General features: G+C 49.4%; 18 protein-coding genes. 11 read left to right on the top strand and 7 right to left on the bottom strand.

The genetic code is table 11. The features are described from left to right. Positions 1-67: 67 nt before the first annotated feature. Both A37S_RS0106655 and A37S_RS0106660 read left to right on the top strand, forming a co-directional pair. Positions 68-1,018: a DUF6895 family protein gene (locus tag A37S_RS0106655; RefSeq protein WP_028296311.1), complete on the top strand. Its 951-nt coding sequence runs from the start codon at positions 68-70 to the stop codon at positions 1,016-1,018. Beyond that, complete coding sequence (locus A37S_RS0106660; RefSeq protein ID WP_028296312.1) at positions 1,002-1,580, top strand: hypothetical protein; 579 nt, start codon at positions 1,002-1,004, stop codon at positions 1,578-1,580. The genes A37S_RS0106655 and A37S_RS0106660 overlap by 17 nt, the downstream gene beginning before the upstream one ends. A gap of 33 nt (positions 1,581-1,613) precedes the next feature. Here A37S_RS0106660 and A37S_RS0106665 read toward each other — a convergent pair whose 3' ends face one another. From A37S_RS0106665 to A37S_RS0106675, 3 genes are all read right to left on the bottom strand, one after another. After that, the gene (locus tag A37S_RS0106665; protein ID WP_211229732.1) at positions 1,614-2,351 is read right to left on the bottom strand and encodes an alpha/beta fold hydrolase; all 738 of its coding nucleotides are present in this window, start codon (positions 2,349-2,351) and stop codon (positions 1,614-1,616) included. 58 nt (positions 2,352-2,409) lie between these two features. Then, complete coding sequence (locus A37S_RS0106670; RefSeq protein ID WP_028296314.1) at positions 2,410-3,432, bottom strand: asparaginase; 1,023 nt, start codon at positions 3,430-3,432, stop codon at positions 2,410-2,412. Between the two features lie 162 nt (positions 3,433-3,594). Beyond that, positions 3,595-4,359 (bottom strand): TatD family hydrolase, encoded by a 765-nt coding sequence (locus A37S_RS0106675; protein ID WP_028296315.1) that lies wholly within the window; start codon positions 4,357-4,359, stop codon positions 3,595-3,597. On the opposite strand from A37S_RS0106675, the gene A37S_RS0106680 reads away from it, so the two are divergent. The 5 genes from A37S_RS0106680 to A37S_RS0106700 all read left to right on the top strand — a co-directional run bounded on the left by A37S_RS0106680 (position 4,339) and on the right by A37S_RS0106700 (position 14,756). Next, on the top strand, positions 4,339-6,990 hold the full coding sequence (locus A37S_RS0106680; protein WP_157278481.1) for an AfsR/SARP family transcriptional regulator: 2,652 nt from the start codon (positions 4,339-4,341) through the stop codon (positions 6,988-6,990). The two genes, A37S_RS0106675 and A37S_RS0106680, sit on opposite strands and share 21 nt — an antisense overlap. A gap of 142 nt (positions 6,991-7,132) precedes the next feature. Further along, positions 7,133-8,206, top strand: coding sequence for a LamG domain-containing protein (locus A37S_RS0106685; RefSeq protein ID WP_211229733.1), 1,074 nt, complete (start codon positions 7,133-7,135; stop codon positions 8,204-8,206). Between the two features lie 20 nt (positions 8,207-8,226). Next, positions 8,227-11,193, top strand: coding sequence for a SusC/RagA family TonB-linked outer membrane protein (locus A37S_RS0106690; protein WP_084163783.1), 2,967 nt, complete (start codon positions 8,227-8,229; stop codon positions 11,191-11,193). A gap of 6 nt (positions 11,194-11,199) precedes the next feature. Further along, entirely contained in the window at positions 11,200-12,849 is a 1,650-nt protein-coding gene (locus A37S_RS0106695; RefSeq protein WP_028296319.1) for a RagB/SusD family nutrient uptake outer membrane protein, read from the top strand. Positions 12,850-12,860: 11 nt separating this feature from the next. After that, positions 12,861-14,756, top strand: coding sequence for a GxGYxYP domain-containing protein (locus tag A37S_RS0106700; RefSeq protein ID WP_028296320.1), 1,896 nt, complete (start codon positions 12,861-12,863; stop codon positions 14,754-14,756). A 276-nt stretch (positions 14,757-15,032) separates the two neighbouring features. Here the strand turns inward: A37S_RS0106700 and A37S_RS0106705 are convergent, their stop codons facing one another. Both A37S_RS0106705 and A37S_RS0106710 read right to left on the bottom strand, forming a co-directional pair. Next, positions 15,033-16,001, bottom strand: a complete 969-nt coding sequence (locus A37S_RS0106705) for an FKBP-type peptidyl-prolyl cis-trans isomerase (RefSeq protein ID WP_028296321.1) — start codon at positions 15,999-16,001, stop codon at positions 15,033-15,035. Between the two features lie 84 nt (positions 16,002-16,085). Beyond that, positions 16,086-17,096 carry a DHH family phosphoesterase gene (locus A37S_RS0106710; RefSeq protein WP_028296322.1) on the bottom strand — a complete coding sequence of 337 codons (1,011 nt, stop codon included), beginning with the start codon at positions 17,094-17,096 and terminating at the stop codon, positions 16,086-16,088. 172 nt (positions 17,097-17,268) lie between these two features. Here A37S_RS0106710 and A37S_RS0106715 point away from each other — a divergent pair, with 172 nt between their 5' ends. Then, positions 17,269-17,688 (top strand): nucleoside-diphosphate kinase, encoded by a 420-nt coding sequence (locus A37S_RS0106715; protein ID WP_028296323.1) that lies wholly within the window; start codon positions 17,269-17,271, stop codon positions 17,686-17,688. A gap of 35 nt (positions 17,689-17,723) precedes the next feature. On the opposite strand, the gene A37S_RS0106720 is transcribed toward A37S_RS0106715, so the two are convergent. Together A37S_RS0106720 and ahcY are read right to left on the bottom strand one after the other, a co-directional pair. Next, positions 17,724-18,443, bottom strand: coding sequence for a pyridoxine 5'-phosphate synthase (locus A37S_RS0106720; protein WP_028296324.1), 720 nt, complete (start codon positions 18,441-18,443; stop codon positions 17,724-17,726). 101 nt (positions 18,444-18,544) lie between these two features. Beyond that, positions 18,545-19,861, bottom strand: coding sequence for an adenosylhomocysteinase (gene ahcY / locus A37S_RS0106725; protein ID WP_028296325.1), 1,317 nt, complete (start codon positions 19,859-19,861; stop codon positions 18,545-18,547). Positions 19,862-20,088: 227 nt separating this feature from the next. Between ahcY and A37S_RS0106730 the strand changes: the two genes are divergently transcribed. The 3 genes from A37S_RS0106730 (at position 20,089) to A37S_RS0106740 (ending at position 23,676) form a co-directional block, all read left to right on the top strand. Beyond that, positions 20,089-20,886, top strand: coding sequence for a hypothetical protein (locus A37S_RS0106730; RefSeq protein WP_028296326.1), 798 nt, complete (start codon positions 20,089-20,091; stop codon positions 20,884-20,886). 127 nt (positions 20,887-21,013) lie between these two features. Then, complete coding sequence (gene eat, locus A37S_RS0106735) at positions 21,014-22,321, top strand: ethanolamine permease (protein ID WP_028296327.1); 1,308 nt, start codon at positions 21,014-21,016, stop codon at positions 22,319-22,321. Beyond that, on the top strand, positions 22,318-23,676 hold the full coding sequence (locus A37S_RS0106740; protein WP_028296328.1) for a glutamine synthetase family protein: 1,359 nt from the start codon (positions 22,318-22,320) through the stop codon (positions 23,674-23,676). The genes eat and A37S_RS0106740 overlap by 4 nt, the downstream gene beginning before the upstream one ends. The last annotated feature ends 75 nt before the right edge of the window (positions 23,677-23,751 follow it).

The following is a 23,751-nucleotide window of genomic DNA, read 5'->3' on the forward strand; positions in this document are numbered from 1 at the left end:
ATTCTATCGGGGCAATAAATTAAAGGACTATATATGGTAACAGTATGTTTAGAAAACAGAAGGAAAGATGAATCTTGTAGAAGAAAATAACCAAACAGTGGCTCTGGAGAGAGCGAGTTTGGCTGTTAGGTGGATCACCGACAACTTGGAATACTTCGACCCCTGGCAAGCAAATGAGCTTTCGATGGAAGGCGTTCAGGCATTGGCCGAGCTGACGATCGTTTATACTAGGCTTACCAAGAACGACCGCTTGTGGAGCGAGCTAGATATGGATGGAACCATTCGGCCAAAATGGTTGGCCCATCTGGAACATAAATTGCGATTGCCTGCCGTAGCCGAGCTCTCCCGGAAAAGGCCAGTACAGTCTTTTCCTTATATATTGCCCTATCTCACACTTAGGTCTATCGGTTGGAAAGATGCCTTCTATGAAAAAACGCTGGAGATGCTCGATGAATGGGGATTTCCTGATGCACAGGAAGTAGTCCCTTTTAGGGAATTGGATGTAGTTTATTTTTACAATATCTCTGGATATGGCGAAAAGAGGCTCTTTGCCGATTCTTATGAAAGAACCTTTTTGTCCAAAATGAAAAATGCCGTCTATATCGATAACGATTCTGCCTATTCAATCACGCACACTATTCTGTATTTGTCCGATTTTGGTTTAGAGTACCCCATGTTACTGGAACCCAGAAAGGAACTTGTACAAAGTACCATAGAATCGCTGATAGTCCATTATTGGCGATTGGGAAATTGGGATATCCTGGGAGAATTGTTGTTGTGCGCAGAAATCATGGGAGTGTCTGAAAGTAGCATTTGTCCCATTGCCACGGAAAGGTTCTATTCCTTTCATCAGACGGACGGATCTATCAATGGCAGAAAGGACCTGTCCGAAGACCTCATTGAAGCGAGTTTAAATGACGATAAAAAGGCCATATTCTCGCTCTGCTACCATACGACCATCGTGTCGCTCCTGCTTTCTCTACAAATTATATCCAAAAGTCATGAAAAAAATAACTGAAGTAATAGGTGCTGCCGCCATTTGGCTACAGAACTACAATGCCGAATCAGGGCAAGAGCAGGAAATGGTGTCTTACGGCCTGCAGCTCATAAAAAACCTGGACAATGGCATTGCTCCAAGCCTCTATGACAATATCCTTCCAGAGGGAGCGGATCCCATTGATGACATAACAGACTTAATTGCGCTGGACAGAGAGGCATTGTTGAACTTTTGCAGAAGCTACCAGTCTGCAGATTTGCTCAAGACAGCCGAAGGAGCGGAGTCCTTGATAAAATACCTGTCGCATTCCTTTGCGCGAGCGGACGACATACAGATGGTTTCAGTACTTCTCAGGCTTCTTGTATTGATTGACCATAACCTGGATTTGAACGATGACGGTTGGGGCTTTTTATTGAGCCAACAGCAGGCGGATGGTTCATTCGGTCTGCTATCGGCCGAGATGATGCTGATGGGTACTGCCGATAGGGCTTCGCTATCAAGTTTGATGATGACCATAGAAGTTTTGACCACGCTTGCGATGGCTTTGACTGCCACGCGTGCAATGCAGCATCAGGTCATATGAAAGGCGAATCTTGACATTCGATCTTCCCTACGGTCATTTAATGAGGTAATTGACTAAGTCTTCCGGCAGGTACCACTGCGGGTTATGGTCGGCGGTCATGACCCAGGTTTTCCAGTTCTTTTGTTTGGCACGCTGGTAGAAAAAGTAAAAATCATCGTCGGCTTCCTGTTTGCCTTCGTCTACGGTGAGGATGTAGGTAGAAGGAATCTTGCTGGTCAGCTCCGTCCTCCTGAGCTGGATGGGCTGCGTGAAGGTAAGCACGGATTGTGGCACATCCTTGGGCAAGGGCTTATCGGCAGGTACCCAAAAGGGAACAACCATGCCATCTTGTACCATTTTTTCCAGCCCTATATTGGGCGCGCCTTTTTCATTTTGTACTACGCTCTCGCCGTCCTCGGGCAAGAAGGCGTCTAGGTAAATCAACTGGCCGATACGCTCGGGAATGCTATCGGCCACGCCCGTAATGACCATGCCACCGTAGCTGTGGCCCACGAGAACTACGTTGTGCAGTCTCTCGTACAAAATAGTATTGACCACGTCCTTGATATGCGTACTGAGGTCTATCTGTGGTGAGGCTAAGTGTACACGCTCACCCAGCCCCGTGAGCGTGGGGCGATATACCTGGTGCCCTTGGGCACTTAATAGGGAGTCTACCTTCTTAAATGACCACCCACCCCCCCAAGCACCGTGGACTAGGACAAAGGTCTTCTGTTGTGCCGTAAGCGCAGTGAAGATGAAACAGAGGGAAAGGAGCAAAAGCAACTTTTTCATAAGGCAATACATTGGTTACCGAGCAAAGATAACGAAAAATCTTAGGGCTTTAAGGAGCTCAATCCACTATGGTCATTTCCCCTCTCAATGGAATCTCCACGTAGTGGGCCACATCCGCATTGCTCTCAAAATGCCCCTGTAGGTACATCAGCTTGGTGACGGCGGCCTCAAAAGTGAGGTCATGCGCGCTGAGCACACCCATGCCCTTGAGCCAATGGCTGGTCTCGTACCTGCCCAGCTCTACGGCACCCACCTTGCACTGCGAAATATTGAGGATAATCTTGTCGTTTTCTATGGCCTTGCGAAGCAGGTCCAGGAACCATTTGTCCGTGGTGGTATTGCCCGAACCATAGGTGTACATGATGATTGAGCGGCAGTCTGAGTCGAGAATGGATTTCATCACATTGGGGCTGATGCCCGGAAAAAGGTAGAGCACGGCCACGGAAGTGTCTATTGCCGTATGGAGGATAAACTCCTTGCCCGTATTGTCCATCAAGTCATTGGTATTGTACTTGAGGTGTACCCCTGCCTCCACCAAGGTGGGATAATTGGGCGACCGAAAAGCTTCAAACTTGGCCGAGTTGTACTTGATGCAGCGGTTGCCCCGGAATAGCTTGCTATTGAAAAAAATGCATACCTCCTGTATGAGCGAGCGCCCATTTTTCTTGGCAGAGGCAATTTCCAAGGCGGTAATGAGGTTCTCGCGGGCATCGGTCCTTATCTCGCCTATGGGCAATTGCGATCCGGAAATGATGACGGGCTTCTGAAGCCCCTCCAGCATGAAGCTTAGCGCCGATGCGGTGTAGGCCATCGTATCTGACCCGTGCAAGATCACAAAGCCGTCGTACTGCTGGTAATTGTCACTGACGATCTTGGCTAGGCGCACCCATATGTGTGGATTCATATTGGAGGAGTCTATGATCTGCTCAAAGGAATGTACCGTTATATTGATGTCCATGAGCTTCAACTCGGGGACATTGTGCGATATGAGGTCAAAATCGAAAGGCACAAAGGTGTTTGTGTCCGCATTTTTGACCATTCCGATGGTGCCGCCCGTATAAATGATTAAAATTTGATTCATCGCGTGGCTTGTTTAAGATTGAGCAATCAAATTTATCATTTGGTTTTAATGTGCACTGCTATTTTTGATACGGCTTTGTCAACGTTTGGCGACGATGGCTATGATATTGGCTTTGCAAATGAGACATTCCTGTTACAAATAAGGGCAAATGGCCTGTTTCGATCAAATTTTGAAAATAGTTTTAGAATTTTCAGTGGTGATCTCTGCTACTTCTTCTAGGGAGATTTCCTTAAGCTCTGCTACTTTTTGCGCTATAAATGGGATGTAGCTGCTCTCGTTAGGCTTGCCCCTTTTTGGTACGGGAGCCAGGTAGGGCGCATCTGTTTCCAGCACGATATGCCGGAGGTCTAGCTCCTTTACCACTTCTGCCAGACCGGAATTCTTATAGGTCACCACACCTCCAATGCCCAGATAGAAGCCCAGTTCTATGGCATGCTGGGCTTGTTCCTTACTACCCGTAAAGCAATGGAAGATGCCGAAAAGCTTCTCGTCATGGAGCTCTTCCAACAGTGCAAACTGCTGGTCGAAGGCTTCACGGCAGTGGATGACGATGGGTAGGCTTCGCTCCTTGGCCCATTGCACCTGTATCCTGAAAGCTTCCTTTTGCCAATCCAATGTACTTTTGTCCCAATAGAGGTCCAGCCCTATCTCGCCAATGGCATATACCTTGTTTTCCTGTAGGCTGCGGTGGATAATATCCAGTTCTTGCCGAAAGTTTTCCTTCACGTCGCAAGGGTGCAGGCCCAGCATGGGGAAGCAATTTTCGGGATATTGCGCGGCGGCGCCGAGCACCTTGGGGATGCTCTCGCTGTCTACATTGGGCAAAAAAAGACGCATTACCTCATTGTCTAGGCAGCGCTGAATTTGTTGCTGCAGGGCCTCGCCCTCATGGTAATAGATGTGGGTATGGGTGTCTGTAAGAATCATGAATGGTGCTTTTCGGCAAAGATACGAAATAAAAAGACCTTGTTGGGAGCACCTGGCGCTGGAAGCAATACTTGGTTTGCCGTAGAATTATTTAACTTGATTTTTGCACGGCAGAAATGTATCATTGTAGCTATGTTCAGGAAGACAACATATTGCTTATGGGTTTTTCTTATAGTCCTCTGCACAGGCACTGCAATGGCTCAAGGCTTGCGCATCATGGGCAATAGCTACCCAATCCATGAGCGAACGGCGATCGACCTTTTCAGTGAACGGTCGTCATTAAAACAAGGTACGCTGAGCGAGCGACTGGGTTTAAGCTTTGATCTTCGGCTGGACAAAGGGCATGCTTATGGAAGTGTCCTGCGGATAAAACTTCTTGATCCGGCCAAAACGCTCAATCTTTTTTGCCGAAGGCTGGATACAGGCCTGTTGGAGTTCAAGCTGACGGAGGAAGGGAAAGGGCAGCTATCGACCATCACGCTCGATCCCAGCTCTTTTCGCAAAGACCAATGGATCCCTGTCGTACTGGATGTCGACATCGCTCAAGGCCGGATCAACTGGCATATCCTCGACAAAAAGAGCAGTGTTGCTTTTCCGTATCGGAGCATCACGTATGAGGGCATCTATTTGGGCAAGCACGATATCAATATCGACGTGGCGGACTGCTCCATCCGGGAGCTAGAGCTGAGCCTAGACCAAGAGCGCATAGGCATTCCCTTTCGGGAGAGCAGGGGCAATGTCATCCACGACCTGTCTGGCAGGGCCACTGGTACGGTATCGCACCCGGTGTGGCTCATCAACGAGTCCTTTTACTGGAAAAATAGCTATTCGCTAGACCTACAGGAGCCAGGGGGCTACCAGTTTGACGAGGCCAGTGGCCGTATGCTCTTTTTCGATCGCCACAAGTTGCGTGCGCTGGACCTCTCCAACTACAACCTGGCTGAATGGACACTGGAGCCGGCCTTGCCTATAGACATTCGCCTGGGCAATAGCTTCATCAGCGGAGATAGCCTCTATATCTATGAGGTAAACGATCTGGCCGTGGGCGATCCCACTGTCGTATCTTTCAACCTGGAAACACTGCAGAGTAAGATCGTCAGCCGCGACTACCTGGACATGCAGCTGCACCACCATACTGGCCAGCGGACACGGCGCATCCCCTACCTGCTGTTTGGCGGTTTTGGAAATGATCGTTATAGCAACGCCTTTCTTATGCTCAATACGCAAATGGGCCGTTGGGACACCATCATCACCAGCGGCGATACCATCATGCCGCGTTATTTCACCTCCTCTTTCTATGTGCCGGAAACCGAGCAGCTCTACCTTTTCGGGGGCATGGGCAACGATGTAGGAGACAATACGCTGGGGCGTAGCTATCGCTATGACCTATATCGCCTAGACTTGGCCTCCTTCCACCTGCAGCGCCTATGGGAAAAGCAGTGGTCTGGCAGCACGCTGGTGCCCACGCGCAACCTCGTACAGGAAGGCAGCGACGCCTTCTATGCCCTTATGTATCCAGAGTACCGTTCGGCATCGGCCCTGCAGCTCTACCGCTTTTCCATGAAAGATGGGATCCACATCCAGCTGGGCGACAGCATTCCCATCCGCTCGGAAAAAATAAAGACCAATGCCAACTTGTTTTTCTATCGGCAAATGAACACGTTCTATGCGGTAACGCAAGAATTTGATGCCGATGAGATACGATCGAAGGTGACGGTGTACGAGTTGCGGGCTCCTGCCGTGACGGCCGCCCAGCTGGATCAATATAGCCGACACCCTGGCTCAAATGGCCGCTGGTATATACTCATGGCAATGGGTCTGATGGGCTTGGGCTCCATTGCCTATCTATGGCTACGCCGTCGGCGCAGGGCACGGGCAAACTTGGCGGCACCGACATCAGCACAGCCCGAGGCTGCCCCACAGCAATTGCCCACGAAAAATGCCGTTTACCTCTTTGGCAAGTTTGACGTTTTCGATGAAAAGGGGACAAACATAGCTCACCTGTTCAGTAGCCGCCAGAAGCAGGTACTACTGCTCTTTTTGGCACAATACCCCGGTAAGGGCATAGATTCCGCTGAGCTGAGCAAGCAGCTGTGGCCAGAAAAGGAAATTCCAGCTACCAAGAATATTCGTGGTGTTACACTCAATCAATTTCGTAAGCTGCTGAGTTACCTGCAAGGCATCACGCTGGTCTATAGCGACGGCTGCTATCGGCTACAGATTACCAACTGTTTTGTAGACTTGCTGGCTTTTCGCGAAGCCCTGGTACACCATGAGGAGGACGGCCCTCTTACAGCGGCCATCTTGAATAGAGGTAGATTTCTAAAAAATACCGAACACGAATTATTTGACAACTGGAAAGAGGAGGTCGAGCATAAGGTAGTCGCCATTTTGCATAGGCAGCTCAAGGAAGCCTTTGAGCGGGCAGATTATGCCCGTTGTATTCAGCTATCCCGCCTCTGCCTCGACAGTGCCCCCTTAGACCTAGAAGCGGCGGCATACGAAATTAAGAGCATGATGCGCCTCAAGCAACGCATCGAGGCCAGGCAGCGCTTTGAGCATTTCCGTGCCTTCTATCAAGGCATTATGGAGGAACCGCTTCCTTTCACATTTGATAAGTTGCCAGATTAGTCAAAAAAAGTTGGACGTTAACCGCTGTATTAACCCCTAAATTAACCGTATTGATGTATTATTGAATCGTTTTAGCAAGCGCTATGGAGCGTTTGCGGCCAATTAAATCAAGATTACCCTATATTGTAACAAACCAATTTTTATGAAAAAAAGAAGACAAAGCTTGTTCTGGCTCCTAACGGCCTTTGCAATCTACCTGACAGTACCCGGGTGCAAAGATGACAAAGCAAATGTCATCGAACTGGATCTAAGTTGCATGACAAGCTACTTGGACAACATGCAGCACATCATTGACACCGCCCAGGTGGGCGAGGTAGATGGAACTTTTCCCGTTGCCAGCGCCACTGAGTTTCAGTCTGCCATTGATGAGCTGAAGATGGGCATCTCCAAGGCAAAGGCTGGTTATTTCGTGCTTCCCTATGAAATAAACAGCTACTGTATCGATGCAGAAAAAGCCATAGCCAGTTTCATGAACACCTATCAAGAAACCCTTACTCCGGGCACGCCCGCGCAGCTGCAGGTCTTTGGGATAGACAAGAAAGGCTATATAGACTTTGGCGAGTCATCGCAGTTTGGCGCTTCCAATCGCTTTACCGTAGAGGCTTGGCTCAAATATGACGCAGGCTTTTTCGAGTACGCCATTGGCGACTTCATAGCTACCTTCAGCCATGATGGCAACGGCATCCAGCAGGGCTGGATGATCAATTTTTCAGGTGCCAACCTGCGTACTACCCTGGGCATGGGGCCACAGCAGGGCCGCGTGCTGGAATGGGGAGCGACCTATCCCACCAACTATGGCGAGTGGAACCATATCGTGGCGGTGTATGACCAATCGCTGGCTGCAGACCAGCTGAAGATGTACCTCAACGGCGAGGTTTTCTTTTCAAAGACAAACGATATACGCGATGGTTCCGGCGCACTGCAAAGCTACCAGCCTAATACCCGCAACCTGAAAATGTGGGCCTTTGTAGAGCCCGAAGACAACAACCGCAACATGACGGGATATATCCGCAAGTTTCGCTTGTGGAGTACCGCCAAAAGCCAGTCGGATGTGCGATCGCTCATGAATTCGGATGTAACTGGCAGTGAGGCAAACCTGGTTTGCGCCTGGGACTTTACGGAAGTTCCCGAAGATCCTACCAGTATATCAGACAAAACGGGCAAGTTCAAGGCGCAGCTGGTGGGACAGTATAAGTGGCATAAACTAGAGCAATAACCAATATTTCCGAAAACTATATGAACAAGATAATCAGTTACCTAATAGCGGGGCTGCTCACCATGCTTAGCTGCCTTGCATATGCGCAGGAGCGGCAAATGCTGAGCGGTATCGTGCTGGACGAAGAGGGGAAACCATTTGCAGGAGTGACCGTGCAGCTTTCGCCTCAACGGGCTACCAAGACAGACGACAATGGTCAGTTCAGCATCGCCGCAGCCCTACAGGAGACCCTCACCGTCAGCTTTGTGGGTTATACCACCTATACTAGCACCGTCAGCGCTTTTACTCCCTTGCGCATCCAGCTCAGCCCAGCGGTAAACCAGCTGGCAGACGTGGTAGTGTACGGATACGGCACCGTCAATAAAAGGGACCTTACAGGAGCCATAGCCAAAATAGACAACAGTGACCTTATGCAGGCGCAGGCAACTAATGTGAGCGAGTCGCTCAACGGACGTGTTAGCGGCGTGCTGGTCACCAAGTCCAGCAACCGCCCTGGTGCCGACATGAGCATACAGATACGCGGGATAAATTCGTTCAACTATTCAAACGAACCGCTATACGTCATAGATGGAGTGCCCTCCTACTCTGGCATGCGCCACCTGAATGCAGCAGACATCGAGTCTATAGATATCCTCAAGGACGCTTCCTCCTCAGCCATCTACGGCTCGCGTGGGGCCAATGGCGTGGTCATCATCACCACCAAGTCTGCCAATAGGAAGGCTGGCTTTCAAGTGGAGTACAATGGCCTGCTCTCGCTCAAAACGCCCACACGCATTCCGGACATGATAGGCAATATGGGCAACGGCCTGGAGTATATAGACTACAAAATAGCGCTTTGGACAGCGAAATATGGAGAAAGTTCCTTGGGCAGAAGCGACTTTCTTACCGCCGATGAGAAGCGCCGCGTGAAATATGGCGAATACTACGACTGGCTGCGCGAAATCTCTGGCCCTTCTGTGAGCAATATGCATCACGTAACGGCCAATGGTAGCAGCGAAAAGAGCAGCTATTCCTTTGGCTTGGGTTTCAATGATGACGATGGTATGGTGGGTAAGGAGAACTTCAAGCGCTATACCTTCAACCTGGGTCTGGAGCACCGCGCATCAGATCGCTTCAAGATAGGGATGAACAGCTACCTCTCACTCAACAATACCAACCACGGGGCAGACGATGCCCTCATCAATGCCTATTTCATTCCTCCGGTGGCTAGTCCATACGATGCCGAAGGCAATTATTCTTTCATTGTACAGCCTACTTCCAGCAAGATCAACCCTTTTGTGCAGGTAGAAAACAACAAAAAGATCACGGAAGCACAGTACGTCAATATGGCTGGTTTTATGGAGTTCAAACCCCTAGACGGCCTGACGCTCAAATCGCAACTGGCCATGCAGCTGGACAATGATCTCTATGGCGAGTGGATAGGCACCTACACTCAGGCCAAGCAGGGTGTGAACGCCCCCGATGCCTTTCGCCGGGAGAGCAAAAATACCAACTATGTATGGGATAATACGGCCACCTACGACAAGCGCTTCAACGAGCATCACCTCAATGCGGTGGGCCTCTTCAGTATGCAGAAAGAGACGCACAAAGGGTCACAGATGCGGGGCGTGGGACTTCCCTTTGAGTCCGACTGGCACGCCATCGAGTCGGCCGAGGAGATTACGGGCGTGAGCAGCTATTATTGGGAGTCCTCCATGCTTTCCTACATGGCACGACTGAACTACGACTACCAAGGCAAATACCTGTTTACGGCAACAGGCCGGGCAGACGGTTCCTCGCGGTTGGCCAATCAAAACCGTTGGGGCTTCATGCCTTCGCTGGCATTGGGCTGGCGCCTGTCTGAAGAGAACTTCCTGAAAGGTGGGCCTTTTGATGACTTGAAATTGCGCCTTAGCTGGGGCAAGAGTGGCAACAACAACGTGTCTTACGACGTGGTGTATAGCCGTCTGGACCTCTCCAAATATTCCCTCGGGCAATCGGGTACCAATGGCTATGGCCTGGGTAGCGTAAAGGGCAATAAAGACCTACGCTGGGAGATGATGTCGGAGTGGAATGCCGGTCTGGATTTTGCCATCTTGGATAGCCGCCTTACGGGAACCCTGGAGGCCTATGATCGTACCACCAAAGACCTGATATTCCAGCAGGCCGTGGCGGGCCTCAATGGCTACACCGCCATACTGCGCAATATAGGCAGCACCGGCAACAGGGGCCTGGAAGCTAGCCTGAACAGCACGAACATCACCACGAGCAATTTTCAGTGGAGAAGTAACGCTACCTTCAGCCTGAACCGCAACCGTATCAAGGAACTGTACGGCACCGGGGAGGACGATCTGGCAAATCGCTGGTTTATAGGCCAGCCCATCAACGTAATTTACGACTATGAATTCTTGGGCATTTGGCAGGAAGAAGAGGCGGATGAAGCCAGGAAGTTCGGGCAGTCTGTCGGCCATATCAAGGTGAAAGACCAGAACGGCGACTACGTTCTGGACGAGCGAGACTACCAGGTACTGGGAACTCCCTCGCCCAGCTGGACCTTTGGCTTGACCAATACGTTCAATTATAAGAATTGGGACCTTTCCGTATTCGTTTATGGCCGTATCGGTGGACTGTATAACGATGACTTTACCTATACGTTTACTGCTTGGGACAATGAACACTGGAACAAGCTGGACGTAAACTACTGGACACCGGAAAATAGGAGCAACGAATACCCTGAAATAGGGGCGCAGTCCTACTATACCCAGGTATTGGGTAAGATACCGGGCACCTTCGTGAAAATACAGAACGTATCGTTGGGCTATACGCTACCGGCACAGCTGCTCTCGCGCCTGCATGGCAAGAATGCTCGCTTCTATGCTACGGTGATCAATCCCTTCACCTTCACTTCTTATAAGGGACCCGATCCGGAGACCATTGGCGAGTCTATGTACACGCAGCTGTCACTTTATCCCATGAGTTTTAACCTAGGCATTAACTTCACTTTCTGACATAAGATGAAAAAAACGATCAACACCCTGTGGATTATGCTGGCCATAGCCGGTTTATGCACTAGCTTTTCGGGCTGTTCCTCCTACCTCGATTCCGAAACGCCCTCGGTGGTCACGGACGAATTCTATAACACCAAGGAAGGACAAGAAAAGCTGATAGTAGATCTGTATAGTAAGTTTCGTAGTGTGTACAATACGGGCGAGCTCCAGTATTATGGCACGGACCTATATATGGCCATCACCGAAACGCAGTCTGAACGAATGTTCAATGGCTATGACGCAACTTTCAACTCTACGGCTCCAGTAGTGGGCAGCTACTGGAACAACCTTTACAAGATCGTTCAGGAGTCAAACATTCTCCTGACGCGCTGTACCGAGGACATAGCGGGGAACGACTATGCTGCCATGAATGCCCGTGGCCACTTTTTCCGGGCATTGGCCTACTATTACTTGGTAGAGACCTTTGGCCCGGTACCGTTCTACACCATAGAGCAGAGCGAGGTACTCTATGAGGTAGCGCGCACACCCGAACAGGAGATCTACGACTTCTTGATCCAGGACCTGGAAGCGGTGCTGGGCACCCTGTCCTTTGGCAAGAGCGTTGCCGGTGAGGTCAATGATGCGGCGGTAACCTTCCTGCTGGGCAAGCTCTACCTTACCCGGGCCTATAAGCCCTATGGCGGATCGGCAGACTTCACACGGGCCGCTGCCCTTTTTGACCTCATCAACAATAGTGCGGAATACCAACTGCTGGACAGCTATGCGGCTAGTTATGACGAGAACAACCAGAACAACAGCGAGGTCATCTGGGCCATACAATATGGCACGGATAGGAACTTCCAGGGCTCTGGCAACCCGCAACAAGCCCTCTTTGGGTTCAATATAGTGGCCGTGGAGCCAAACCTGTTTGTCTACAACCAGTCAGATTATTCCAGCATGAGCCGTGGCTACTGGGTGATCCCCAGCGCACACGAATACTTTACCAATTCCAGTTTGGACACGCGCTATGATGTGACCTTCAAACGCGAGTTTACGGTAAACAACACGGCGAGCGGAAACTATGGAACGCTGGGCATCTATTTCCCTCGTTGGGACGATAACTCGGGCGATACGCAGGGGGCGCTTCGCTATTACCCTTTTAAGACCAGCACCGGCGAGTACAATTGGTACCCGCAGTCTACAGCACTTGCGGTATTGGCTAGCGCCATAGACCGGATGCCTATCGTGAACAAGTTTAAGGATACCAAGATGGACTGGGGGCTGGCGGGCACCCGTGAGGACGTGGCGTTCCGCCTGGGCGATGCATACCTGCTGGGTGCCGAAGCTTATCTGGGGGCTGGACAGGTATCCAATGCCCTGGCCCGGGTCAATACGCTGCGTCGCCGCGCGGCGGCAGATGAGGAGGCCTATGACAATTACCTGAAGGCTTCTACTGTAGACCTAGATTTCATATTGGATGAGCGCGCACGCGAGCTATTCGGCGAGCATGACAGGTGGTTTGACCTCAAGCGTACCGGCAAGCTCATAGAGCGAGCTGCTGCAAAGAACATCTTCGTACAAAAATACGACAACTTAAAAGCCATGCACCTGGTACGTCCCATCCCACAGGATGAAATAAACAAGACCAATGGCCTCGAACAAAACGAAGGATACTAAGCATTATTACCATGAAAAGGAACAACATGTTATTAAATATCTTGATATTACTGATGGGCAGCTACATGAGCAGCTGCGACACCTACAAATCACCCGAAATAAACCAAGGCATCAATGAGGTTTTACCTGGTCTCTATGAAGAGCTCTATGACCCTATCGCAGATAAGGGACAGTACAACCTGCTGGAGATGACCGTAAAGCCGGAGCGCTACTGGACCTGCGTAGAAGTGCTGAATGTTGGTAGCCGCAATAACCTGGGCGAGACGGAAGAAATAAGTGGCTTGCAGTACCATTTGATGTGCCAGTCGTTGGCAGGTCTGGCAAACCGGGCCGTGCAGCAAGGCCGCAGCAAGGTGGGGGTATGGTTGCATGACCATGCCGGCCGTAGCTCATACAACTTGTCCAAACAGGCCCTCACAGATATGGGCATTGCCGAGCAAGGCATGCAGAGTGGCCTTGAGCTGGCACGCAACAACTACGGGCCATCAGAAGGAATTGCATTACAGCTAAAGGACCTCTTTGATGGCTATGTGCTCACCGATGTCACGAACAATCCCGAGAGCAATACGGTGGCTTCGGTTGTCTCTTCCGTATACAATGCGCTTATCGTGGATGTACGCGATCAGGCAAACTATGACAATGCGGGCTACAAGATGGTATATGACGCGCGCCAAAAGAGCACGAGCGATGCCTGGGCCGAGTTTAAGAATCAGGTAAGCAATAAGGCGCTGGTAGTGATGCCCGTACAAACGGGCGAACTGCGCGACTTTGCCATCATGCACAATCTTTTTGTCATCAACATCAACAGGCAGTACAACAATGCCTCCGCAGGCCAAAACCTGCAGCTCTTTGAAGAAATACTAAGTTGGTTGGAACCTGGTGCGCCTATATACGGTTGGGAGCAAGGTGTAGATGAAGAAGTTTTTGTAAACAGAGCATCCATCAAGGGACACGTATGGGTGCCCAATGACTGGTCGTACAACCTGCCTCTTACCTCTTTGCTTTACCATGAGCGGCAGCGGCCCGTGTTGGCCCAAGTGAGCAACCCACAGTTTATAGACTGGGAGAAAAACAAGAAATTTGTGTCTTGCTACCTCACCGATGGCGACAATATCCAGTGGATGATGAACGATTTTGTAAGCGACTATTACAGCAACCAGGATGTAGCCGAGGTGAAAATGGGTTTTGGCGTACCCATATCCAACCTGAACCAGATGGCACCTGCCCAGTTCAACAACATCATCGGCACGCAGCAAAGACAGGCATCTATCATCGAAGCCCTAGGTGGCGGCTATCAGTATGTGGACAATTTTGGCAGTGAAGACAGCCGCAGTGTTCGCCTCAAGGAGGTGGCAGACCGTGTGGCCAACAGCATGCGCCAACATCGCGTGAAAGTGCTGGGGCTCATGGCCAAAGATGTGAGCTCAGCCAATGCTTTGGAAGGATACAAGGCCTTTATCGATGCCAATGACCAGCTAGAAGGCATCATCGTGATGCAATATTCGCCCTATGCTGGCGGTGCAGGAGCAATCTACTGGGTTGAGAACAGCGCCGGGTTTGAGATTCCGATAGTGACCGTAGCCTATTCGCTGTGGAATTTTGGTTCGTACAACAACGAACGCGAGGGCACGCCAGCCTACATTGCGCAGAAAATAATTCAACAGACGGACAGTAAGTTCAATGCTGTGGCGGTGCACGCGTGGAGCTCCTTCCGCGATACAGGCAATAGTACGGACCTACTGGGTGAGAATACAGACGGCAGCCTGCGAGGCGCATCGGCCGCCAAACTGCTAAAAAACCATCTGGGTGAGGATTACGAGCTTGTCAATCCCCAAGAGCTTATCTGGCGTATACGCAAGGAATACAAACCCGAGCAAACGGAAAAATACTTGCAAAGCTATTATTGATAGGATATTTTGGTTAGCCCCTTAGTTGGCTAGTATACAGCGCCCTGCTTCATGGCATTGCCATAAGGCAGGGCGTTTTTCTTCCAACCAGCTACTTAGGGCATAGATTGCCGCGCACGAGAGTTGGTATCGGAGCTATTTTCCGTTCATTATATTGTTCATGCCGTCCTTAACCTTATCGTGCTTGGATGAGGACTACTTATGAGAATGACCGGAAACCAAAAAGGGTCCTGAAAAAATCTCAGGACCCTTTTTGGTTTTTAGTGAGCGGCTTTATTATTGAGCGTCAGGAGCCGTTGTTTTGGTCGTGTCGCCAGCTGCTGCCGCTTTTTGCGGAATGATGTTCACGATCTCTACCTTGAACGCCAATGGCGTATATGGAGGGAACATTTGGTTGCCGTTTTCGCCATAACCCAATTTTGAGGGCAATACCAATGTAGCCTTCGTGCCTTTGGGCAATAGCATCAAGCCTTCGTCCCATCCAGGTACTACGGCACCTACGCCGATAGGCAGTTTCATTGGCTCGTAGGGTTCGCGCATGGGGTTGTACATGTTTTCTTTTTCTGCTACTTCCTTGATACTGGTATCAAAGGTTTTGCCACCCAAGAACTGGCCTTGATAGTGTACTACGATGGTGTCGCCTACTTTTGCGGGAGCGCCCTCGCCTTCTTTTTCAATGGCATATTTCAAGCCGGAAGCCGTGGTTTTGACATCAAGTTTATTCTTTTTGAGGTAGCTTTCGATTTTTCCAGCTTCGCTGTTCTTGGCTTTTTCTTTTTCTCCTTCAAAGAAAGTTTCTATTTCCTTGTTGAAGTCTTCGTCCTTTTTATTGGCTTTCTTTATTACCTTGTTGATCTTAAAAGTATAGATCATGTACTTGCCTTTCAAGTTTTCGGGGCGTGGCTGTCCGCTCTTGGCCGTCATGGTATCTAAATCCAGCTTGAAAATAGCGCTGTCTCCTTCGCCAAGCATCTCCAGTGCAGTGAACAGGTCTCCCTGAAACTGGGGCTTTTGTGCGGTAAGGAATGCAGGCTGTCCCATTTCGTAGCTGTCATACATGGTGGAGTCGCCCTCTGTCTTAATGATGGCACCCATCGAAATAAAGTCGCCCTCTTGTATTTTTTCTTTACTATCGCCGTCGATGATTTTATATTTCATCCCCCCTGCGCCGTCCGTAAACTTTTGGCAGGAAGTAACAGCCATTGAAAGTGCCGCAATAGCAGCGATAAAAAATGATTTTTTCATTTGATTGTTCTGTTTTAATTTTTGGAACCTCTGACTGCAGTGGCAGGAAGGTCTTTTTTATGAATTTATATTGCTTTTTGTTCTTTACTCTATTAAATAGTCCTTATAAAGCGGAAGGATGGACCTGAAGGACCTTTCCACTTCTTCCATGCTGGCCGTAGAGCTGCCCCCAGCGGCATTCAGGTGCCCTCCCCCGTTAAAGTATTTGCTGCATATTTCATTTGCCGGAATCTCGTCTATGGAACGCAAGGATATTTTGATGAGCTCCGACCTGTCGATAAATAGGGCGGCCAGGCGCATGCCACTTATGGAGAGCGCGTAGTTTACCAGCCCCTCGGTATCGCCCGGCATTATATCAAAACGATTTACATCTTCTTTTCTTATCAAGAAATAGGCCGTATTGTATTCGGGCACTACCACCAGGCAGTTCAATAGGCAATAGCCTAAGAAGCGAAGCCTTACTTCGGTAGCGCTGTTGTACACTTTTTCGTGGATCTTTGAATTGGGCGCCCCCAAGGTAATGAGATCGGCCACAATAAGGTGAACCTCGGCAGTGGTAGACCTAAACCGAAAGGAGCCGGTGTCTGTCATGATTCCAGTATAAAGACAGGCTGCGATCTCTGGGCTGATGTGCTGCCGATCGTCCATCCGATTGACAATAAAATCGTATACCAACTGTGCCGTAGCAGCAGCATGGCTATCCCAATGTGCAAGATCTTCAAATCCCTCCGGAGCCAAGTGATGATCTATCATGATTTTCTTGCCAGGCGCATTCCTTACGGCATTTTCCATGGCATTTATGCGCGAGAGATGGTTGAAATCCAGGCAGAAGAGAAAATCGGCCTTAGCGATGAGGCTATCGGCAGTTTGTGGATCTTTTGGATATACCAAGATATGTTCTTGGGCTGGCATCCAGCTTAGGAAATCGGGAAACTCTGAAGGTACGACGACAGTCACTTGATGTCCTTTGGATTGCAGCCAAAGGTAAAGACCCAAAGAGGATCCTAAGGCATCTCCATCGGGATTGAAGTGGGTGGTTATTAAGATGTGTTTAGGGCTTGTCAGTTCCTCTTTCAGTGCACTAATCGTCAACATGTAATCATCAAAGTGTGCAAATCTATCAATAATTTCAATACGAAACTAGGATATTTCCAATATAATACTTGCTAACAATAATGGCTACATATTTTTTATAATTGCTTATCTAATAGCCATAATGCAAACAAAATAGTTATTTTTGCAGCAAAATAAAACATATAAAAAGCGAATGGCTACTAATAGAACATTTACGATGATTAAACCCGATGCGGTTGGCAATGGCCATATCGGTGCTATTTTAAACGATATCATTGCTGCTGGCTTCAAGATCGTGGCTATGAAATATACGCATCTGACAGAGAAGAGCGCTGGCGATTTCTATGCTATCCATAAAGAGAGGCCGTTTTTTGGTGAATTGGTCGAATTTATGACATCTGGCCCCATTGTAGCTGCCATCTTGGAGAAGGAAAATGCTGTGGAAGATTTCCGTAAGCTTATCGGTTCTACCGATCCAAAGAAGGCTGAAGAAGGCACTATACGCAATAAATATGCAGACTCTATCGAGGCCAATGCCGTACATGGGTCGGACTCTGACGAAAATGCTGCCATAGAAGGAGATTTCTTTTTCTCCAAACTGGAACGTTTTTAATAATGTGTAGAGACGCATGATCATGCGTCTCTACATCATGGTATCAAGCAATTTTTATATTGCCTGATGGTTTCCTCCAAACCTAGATAAAGGGCATCTGCAATCAAGGCATGCCCTATACTCACTTCCAAAAGTCTTGGTATATGCTGATGAAAATAGGCCAGATTATGCAAATCCAGGTCATGACCGGCATTTAGTCCCAAGCCCACGCTTTGCGCGGTTTGTGCCGCTTTTATATATGGAAGGATGGCCTCTTCCGGATTTTTGAGATATGCCAGCGCATAGCCTTCGGTATATAGTTCCACGCGGTCCGTTTTGGTTTGTGCCGCTGCTTCTACCATTTGCGGGTCAGGATCTACGAACAGGGAAACACGTATGCCTGCTTCCTTGAATAGAGCCACCATATCTGACAGATAGCTCTTATGCTTAATGGTATCCCAGCCATGATTGGAAGTGATCTGACCTTGTGCATCGGGAACGAGGGTGACCTGTGCCGGTTTGTTTGCCAATACCAAGTCAACGAACTTTTGCTCCTGGCAGTTGCCTTCGATGTTGAATTCCGTACGGATATGTGCCTTTAGCTCGTACACATCGCTGTAGCGAATATGCCTTTCGTCCGGCCTAGGGTGTACCGTGATGCCGTCTGCGCCAAAGCGCTCGCAATCCAATGCTACTTGCAATACGTTGGGGTTGTTACCCCCTCTGCTGTTGCGTAGGGTAGCTATCTTGTTGATATTAACCGATAGTTTTGTCATATCTGGCGAAATTGAAAACGCAGGAGGGCGGCGTTTGCGCCATTCTCCTGCGTTCGGAATATTTCCTTAAAATACATTGGGACTGTTGCCCCTAAAAATTATCAATAGCGGTAGGTGTCTGGCTTGAATGGACCTTCTACGGATACGCCAATGTAGGCTGCTTGCTCTTCGCTCAGTGTTTCTAGCTCTACGCCGATCTTTGCCAGGTGTAGGCGGGCCACCTTCTCGTCCAAGTGTTTGGGGAGTGTGTACACTTTGTTTTCGTACTGATCGGTGTGGTTCCAAAGTTCTATCTGGGCCAGCGTCTGGTTGGTGAATGAGTTGCTCATTACAAATGACGGGTGGCCTGTGGCACAGCCAAGATTGACCAAGCGGCCTTCGGCCAAAAGAATGATATCTTTGCCATCGATCGTGTATTTGTCTACCTGTGGTTTTATCTCGATCTTGCTGTTTCCGTAATTTTTATTGAGCCAGGCCACGTCTATCTCATTATCGAAATGCCCGATATTGCAAACCACTGCCTTATCTTTCATCGCCTTGAAATGTTCTGGGCGCACGATATCTTTATTGCCCGTGGCCGTCACGATGATGTCGGCCTCTTTAACGGCCGTAGCAAGTTTCTTTACCTCATAGCCTTCCATAGCTGCCTGTAAAGCACAGATGGGATCTATCTCCGTGACGATAACCCGTACACCTGCACTTCTGAGAGACTCGGCAGATCCCTTACCCACATCGCCGTAACCGGCTACCACTGCTACCTTCCCAGCCAGCATCAAGTCTGTGGCACGGCGGATGGCATCTACCAAGGATTCGCGGCAACCATACTTATTGTCAAATTTGGATTTGGTGACCGAATCGTTCACATTGAAGGCAGGCAAATGCAAGGTGCCATTTTTCATGCGCTCATATAGGCGGTGGACACCAGTGGTGGTCTCTTCGGAAAGACCCCTTATGCCCGCTATCAGTTCGGGATATTTATCAAAGACCATATTGGTAAGGTCGCCCCCATCGTCCAATATCATGTTCAATGGTTTTTGGTCTTCCCCGAAATGAAGCGTCTGTTCTATACACCAGTCAAACTCTTCTTCGCTAAGGCCCTTCCATGCATATACCGAGATGCCGGCAGCGGCAATGGCGGCAGCGGCATGGTCTTGGGTAGAAAAGATATTGCAGGAAGACCAGCTAACTTCGGCTCCTAGGGCCGTCAGCGTTTCTATCAATACGGCGGTTTGGATGGTCATGTGCAGGCAGCCCGCTATGCGTGCGCCAGCCAAAGGCTTAGAAGCACCGTACTCTTCGCGAAGCGCCATAAGGCCCGGCATTTCGGCCTCGGCCAATTCGATTTCCTTGCGGCCCCATTCGGCCAATGTGATGTCCTTTACTTTGTAAGGAACGTATTTCGTCTCTACTGATGACATGCGGTATTGTTTTAAATCCTAAATTATTATATTTATCCTTGGCCCTTTCAAATTGCCAACACAGTCTATGCCAGCGACAGTTCATCTAGCCGCGAGATGCAAAATTACTAAATCTGCAAAGATTTTCATGTAGGCACAATGCAATATCTTTTTATTATCATTTTAAAATCCATACATTTAACCCATCCAATGAGATAATCGTTTGACCACTTTAATAGTTTGATAGCATGACCAAGCAAGAAATGTTGTCAAGGCAAGATGAATTGCAGCAGATATACCTTAAGTTGTTTGCCGAAAGGGACGAGTTGCTCGTGTGGAGCAGGGAGATGCTTACTGCGATATATACAACTTCCATAGGCCGCCTCCGTATGGAAATATTTCATGTACAGCTGAAAATTAAGATTATGCGTAGCCAGATCAAACTGGTACACGACCTGCTGTATGCGGGTAGGAAGCCTATCTTCGATCGCATAGACAGCAAGATAAAAAATCGCTTTGCAGAAGTCGACAAGCAGTTTGCCGTTCAGATGGAGGAGGTGGATAGGGCCTATGATGAGTACCTAGCGCCGGGAGCGAAACAAAGGGACGATGAACTGCGCAAACATTTTATGTCTATTGCCGTACTTCTTCTTCCCGATTTGTTCGTGAATCCAAGCTTTGAACAGAGAAGGATGTGGGAAGAAGCAAAGGAAACCTATGCTAAGCGTGATATGGGCAAACTAAAGTCTTTGGAGCTGATTTGCCGAAATGCGCCGTTCCCCCTGCCAGAGGCAGAAGAAAGCGCGAGTTCTGAAGAGTTGTGTGGGCATGTCAATAGACTGGAGCACCTTATAGATCACTTGCAATCAGACTTGAACGTGTTGCGCGAAAGCTACCCCTTTACGATGGAGCACCAGCTCTTGAACACAAAATGGGTAAAACAGCAACAGCAGGTGGACACCGCCGAGCTCCAAAAACTCAAGGATCGGCTGTACGAGCTAGAGCATGAATATGAGACTTTGAAATTGACCTACGGGAGCGATTAGATAGTCAATAACCATAATAAAATCGATTTAGGCTGAAAACAGGGCGATAAGGTGTTGAAAAGATTACCTATCGTAAGACGTTTTGTGGGGGTTGAAAGAGCTTTTTGAATTTTTGAACACAATAAGCATGAGCCAATCTGCTAAACTAAAGAAAACACTCACTCCCTTTGCCCTGTGGGCGCTGGGCGTGGGTTACGTCATCTCGGGCATGTACTTCGGGTGGAACCTCGGACTGGAGAAGGGAGGTACCTTGGGCATGGCCCTGGCTACGATAGTGATTATGTTCATGTACGTGGCCTTCACCTTCAGCTATACCGAGTTGGCTTGTGCCATTCCCAAGGCGGGCGGCGTATTTGACTATGCTGGCAGCGTGCTAGGCAAGGACATTGCCTTTATCTCGGGCATTGCGCAAACGGTGGAGTTTGTCTTTGCGCCACCGGCCATTGCCTTCGCCATCGGTGCTTATTTCAACGCCTTCTTTCCCGATGTCCCCATTTTGGGGACGGCCATGGTGGCCTACCTGGTTTTTACGGCACTGAATATCATCGGCGTTAAAGCGGCGGCTACCTTTGAGATGGTCATCACGGTACTGGCCGTGGGCGAACTATTGATATTCGTGGGCGTGGCGGCGCCAAGTTTTGAAGCGGAGAACCTCGTGCGCAATGCTTTTCCCAATGGTTGGGCGGGAGCGTTTGCCGCCATACCTTTTGCCATCTGGTTTTTTCTGGGCATCGAGGGGATCGCAAATGTGGCAGAGGAAACCAGGAATCCGCAAAGGGATATCCAAAAAGGATTTGGATGGGCCATATTTACGCTGGCCATGCTCTGTGTGCTGGTGTTCTTGTCTGCCGTGGGCGTGGGCGGTTGGGAAGCCATCGTATATAGAAATGGTGTTGACGGCGAAACATCGGACTCGCCCTTACCCCTGGCACTGTCCATGGTGACGGGAGAAAACCATCTGCTGTATCATTTGCTCATTACCGTAGGGCTTTTTGGCTTGATAGCCTCTTTTCACGGGCTTATACTGGCCGCGGGGCGCTCTACCTACGAAATGGGTAGGGCAAGGAATTTTCCGCCATTGTTTGGGCGAATATCCGAGAAGTTCCATACGCCGGCCTATGCCCTTTTGGGCAATATGGTAGTGGGCATGCTGGCACTTTTATCTGGCAAGACGGGAGAGATTATTACGCTTTCGGTATTCGGGGCACTCACGCTCTATGTCATCGCTATGGTGGCCCTCATCAGGTTGAGAAAGGAGCAGCCCGATATGGAACGCCCCTTTCGCGTGCCCGTCTACCCCTTTTTCCCCATTAGTGTACTGGTTATCGGTATCGTCTCCCTGGTTTCTATGTTCTATTACAACCTGGAAATTGGTCTTATCTACTTGCTTATTCTATTTGTATCGTACTGCATATTTAAATTGTTCAAGAAATGACTTCTGCACAGATAAAAGAATATATCGACCAGCATCCATCAGGCAAGGTGAAGCTTGCCGCAGCAGATATAGATGGCATATTGAGGGGAAAGTATATCTCCACCGAAAAGTTCAACGCCTTGTCTACTGGTGCAATGGGTTTTTGCGATGTGGTGTTCGGTTGGGACATGGGCGATTTGGCCTATGAAAATAGCCAGTTTACGGGATGGCACACCGGTTATCCCGATATGCCTTTGAAGCTCGATTTCAGTACCTTTCGCAAGGTGCCTTGGGAAGATAATGTGCCGTTCTTCTTGGGCGATTTTTACGATGCGGAGGATAATCCTTCATCGGTGTGTCCGCGGCAACTGCTCCGAAAAGTGATTGGCCATTGTGAAGAGCTTGGTTTCAAACCTTTCTTTTCGCAGGAATTTGAATGGTTCAACTTCGAGGAGACGGCCGATAGCTTTGCACAGAAAGGCTATCGCGATCCCAAACCCCTCACGCCTGGCATGTTTGGCTATTCCATATTGAGGAGCACGCTTAAAAATGAGTTTATCTCCGATTTGTTTCGATTGCTGAAGCAGTTCGATATCCCATTGGAGGGACTGCATACGGAGACAGGCCCCGGCGTCTACGAGGCGGCCATCACCTATTCGGAAGCGCTGGAAGCGGCCGATAGGGCGGTCTTGTTCAAGACCGCCGTGAAAGAAATAGCCTATAAGCATGGCATCATGGCCACCTTTATGGCTAAGTGGAACGAAAACTTACCGGGCTGCAGTGGGCATGTGCACCAAAGCCTGTGGGATGCCGAGGGAAAGAGGAATCTCTTTTTCGAGGGTGAGGGTACGCATAAAATCAGTAGCTTGATGCAGCAGTATATTGCCGGACAACTACATTGTCTGCCCCATGTACTGCCCATGTACGCCCCAACAGTTAATAGTTATAAACGCCTGGTAGAAGGCGCCTGGGCGCCCACGACGCTCACCTGGGGAGTGGATAACAGGACAGTGGCCTTGCGGGTCCTCTCTGGCGGAGCGAAATCCACAAGATTGGAAACGCGCGTGGTGGGCTCGGACACCAATCCCTACCTGGCCATGGCGGCCTGCTTGGCTTCGGGTTTATATGGCATCAAGCATGGCCTTGAGCTAGGGCAGCCAGCCACGGTGGGCAACGGTTACCGCGACCATTCGAACGGAACCTTGCCCGTCAACCTGCATGAGGCTACCCAGCAGATGAAACAGTCGGACGTCGCCAAGGAACTGTTTGGTGAGGCTTTTGTGGACCATTTTTGCCGTACCCGCGAATGGGAATGGCAACAATTTGCCAAGGTGGTGACCGATTGGGAACTGAGAAGATATTTTGAGATTATTTGATTTTGAGATGTGCGACATGAGATATGCGACGTGCGATATGAGATTTAGGCTTTAGTCTTTTTTACTTTTGATTTT

The organism is Olivibacter sitiensis DSM 17696, assembly GCF_000427965.1.
GTDB classification, from domain to species: Bacteria; Bacteroidota; Bacteroidia; order Sphingobacteriales; family Sphingobacteriaceae; genus Olivibacter; species Olivibacter sitiensis.

What these genes read in the sequence shown, in the direction of transcription:
- A37S_RS0106655 (WP_028296311.1), top strand. Translation starts at nt 68, where the DNA reads ATGAATCTTGTAGAAGAAAATAACCAAACAGTGGCTCTGGAGAGAGCG.
- A37S_RS0106660 (WP_028296312.1), top strand. Translation starts at nt 1,002, where the DNA reads ATGAAAAAAATAACTGAAGTAATAGGTGCTGCCGCCATTTGGCTACAG.
- A37S_RS0106665 (WP_211229732.1), bottom strand. Translation starts at nt 2,351, where the DNA reads ATGAAAAAGTTGCTTTTGCTCCTTTCCCTCTGTTTCATCTTCACTGCG.
- A37S_RS0106670 (WP_028296314.1), bottom strand. Translation starts at nt 3,432, where the DNA reads ATGAATCAAATTTTAATCATTTATACGGGCGGCACCATCGGAATGGTC.
- A37S_RS0106680 (WP_157278481.1), top strand. Translation starts at nt 4,339, where the DNA reads ATGGGTGTCTGTAAGAATCATGAATGGTGCTTTTCGGCAAAGATACGA.
- A37S_RS0106675 (WP_028296315.1), bottom strand. Translation starts at nt 4,359, where the DNA reads ATGATTCTTACAGACACCCATACCCACATCTATTACCATGAGGGCGAG.
- A37S_RS0106685 (WP_211229733.1), top strand. Translation starts at nt 7,133, where the DNA reads ATGAAAAAAAGAAGACAAAGCTTGTTCTGGCTCCTAACGGCCTTTGCA.
- A37S_RS0106690 (WP_084163783.1), top strand. Translation starts at nt 8,227, where the DNA reads ATGAACAAGATAATCAGTTACCTAATAGCGGGGCTGCTCACCATGCTT.
- A37S_RS0106695 (WP_028296319.1), top strand. Translation starts at nt 11,200, where the DNA reads ATGAAAAAAACGATCAACACCCTGTGGATTATGCTGGCCATAGCCGGT.
- A37S_RS0106700 (WP_028296320.1), top strand. Translation starts at nt 12,861, where the DNA reads ATGAAAAGGAACAACATGTTATTAAATATCTTGATATTACTGATGGGC.
- A37S_RS0106705 (WP_028296321.1), bottom strand. Translation starts at nt 16,001, where the DNA reads ATGAAAAAATCATTTTTTATCGCTGCTATTGCGGCACTTTCAATGGCT.
- A37S_RS0106710 (WP_028296322.1), bottom strand. Translation starts at nt 17,096, where the DNA reads ATGTTGACGATTAGTGCACTGAAAGAGGAACTGACAAGCCCTAAACAC.
- A37S_RS0106715 (WP_028296323.1), top strand. Translation starts at nt 17,269, where the DNA reads ATGGCTACTAATAGAACATTTACGATGATTAAACCCGATGCGGTTGGC.
- A37S_RS0106720 (WP_028296324.1), bottom strand. Translation starts at nt 18,443, where the DNA reads ATGACAAAACTATCGGTTAATATCAACAAGATAGCTACCCTACGCAAC.
- ahcY (WP_028296325.1), bottom strand. Translation starts at nt 19,861, where the DNA reads ATGTCATCAGTAGAGACGAAATACGTTCCTTACAAAGTAAAGGACATC.
- A37S_RS0106730 (WP_028296326.1), top strand. Translation starts at nt 20,089, where the DNA reads ATGACCAAGCAAGAAATGTTGTCAAGGCAAGATGAATTGCAGCAGATA.
- eat (WP_028296327.1), top strand. Translation starts at nt 21,014, where the DNA reads ATGAGCCAATCTGCTAAACTAAAGAAAACACTCACTCCCTTTGCCCTG.
- A37S_RS0106740 (WP_028296328.1), top strand. Translation starts at nt 22,318, where the DNA reads ATGACTTCTGCACAGATAAAAGAATATATCGACCAGCATCCATCAGGC.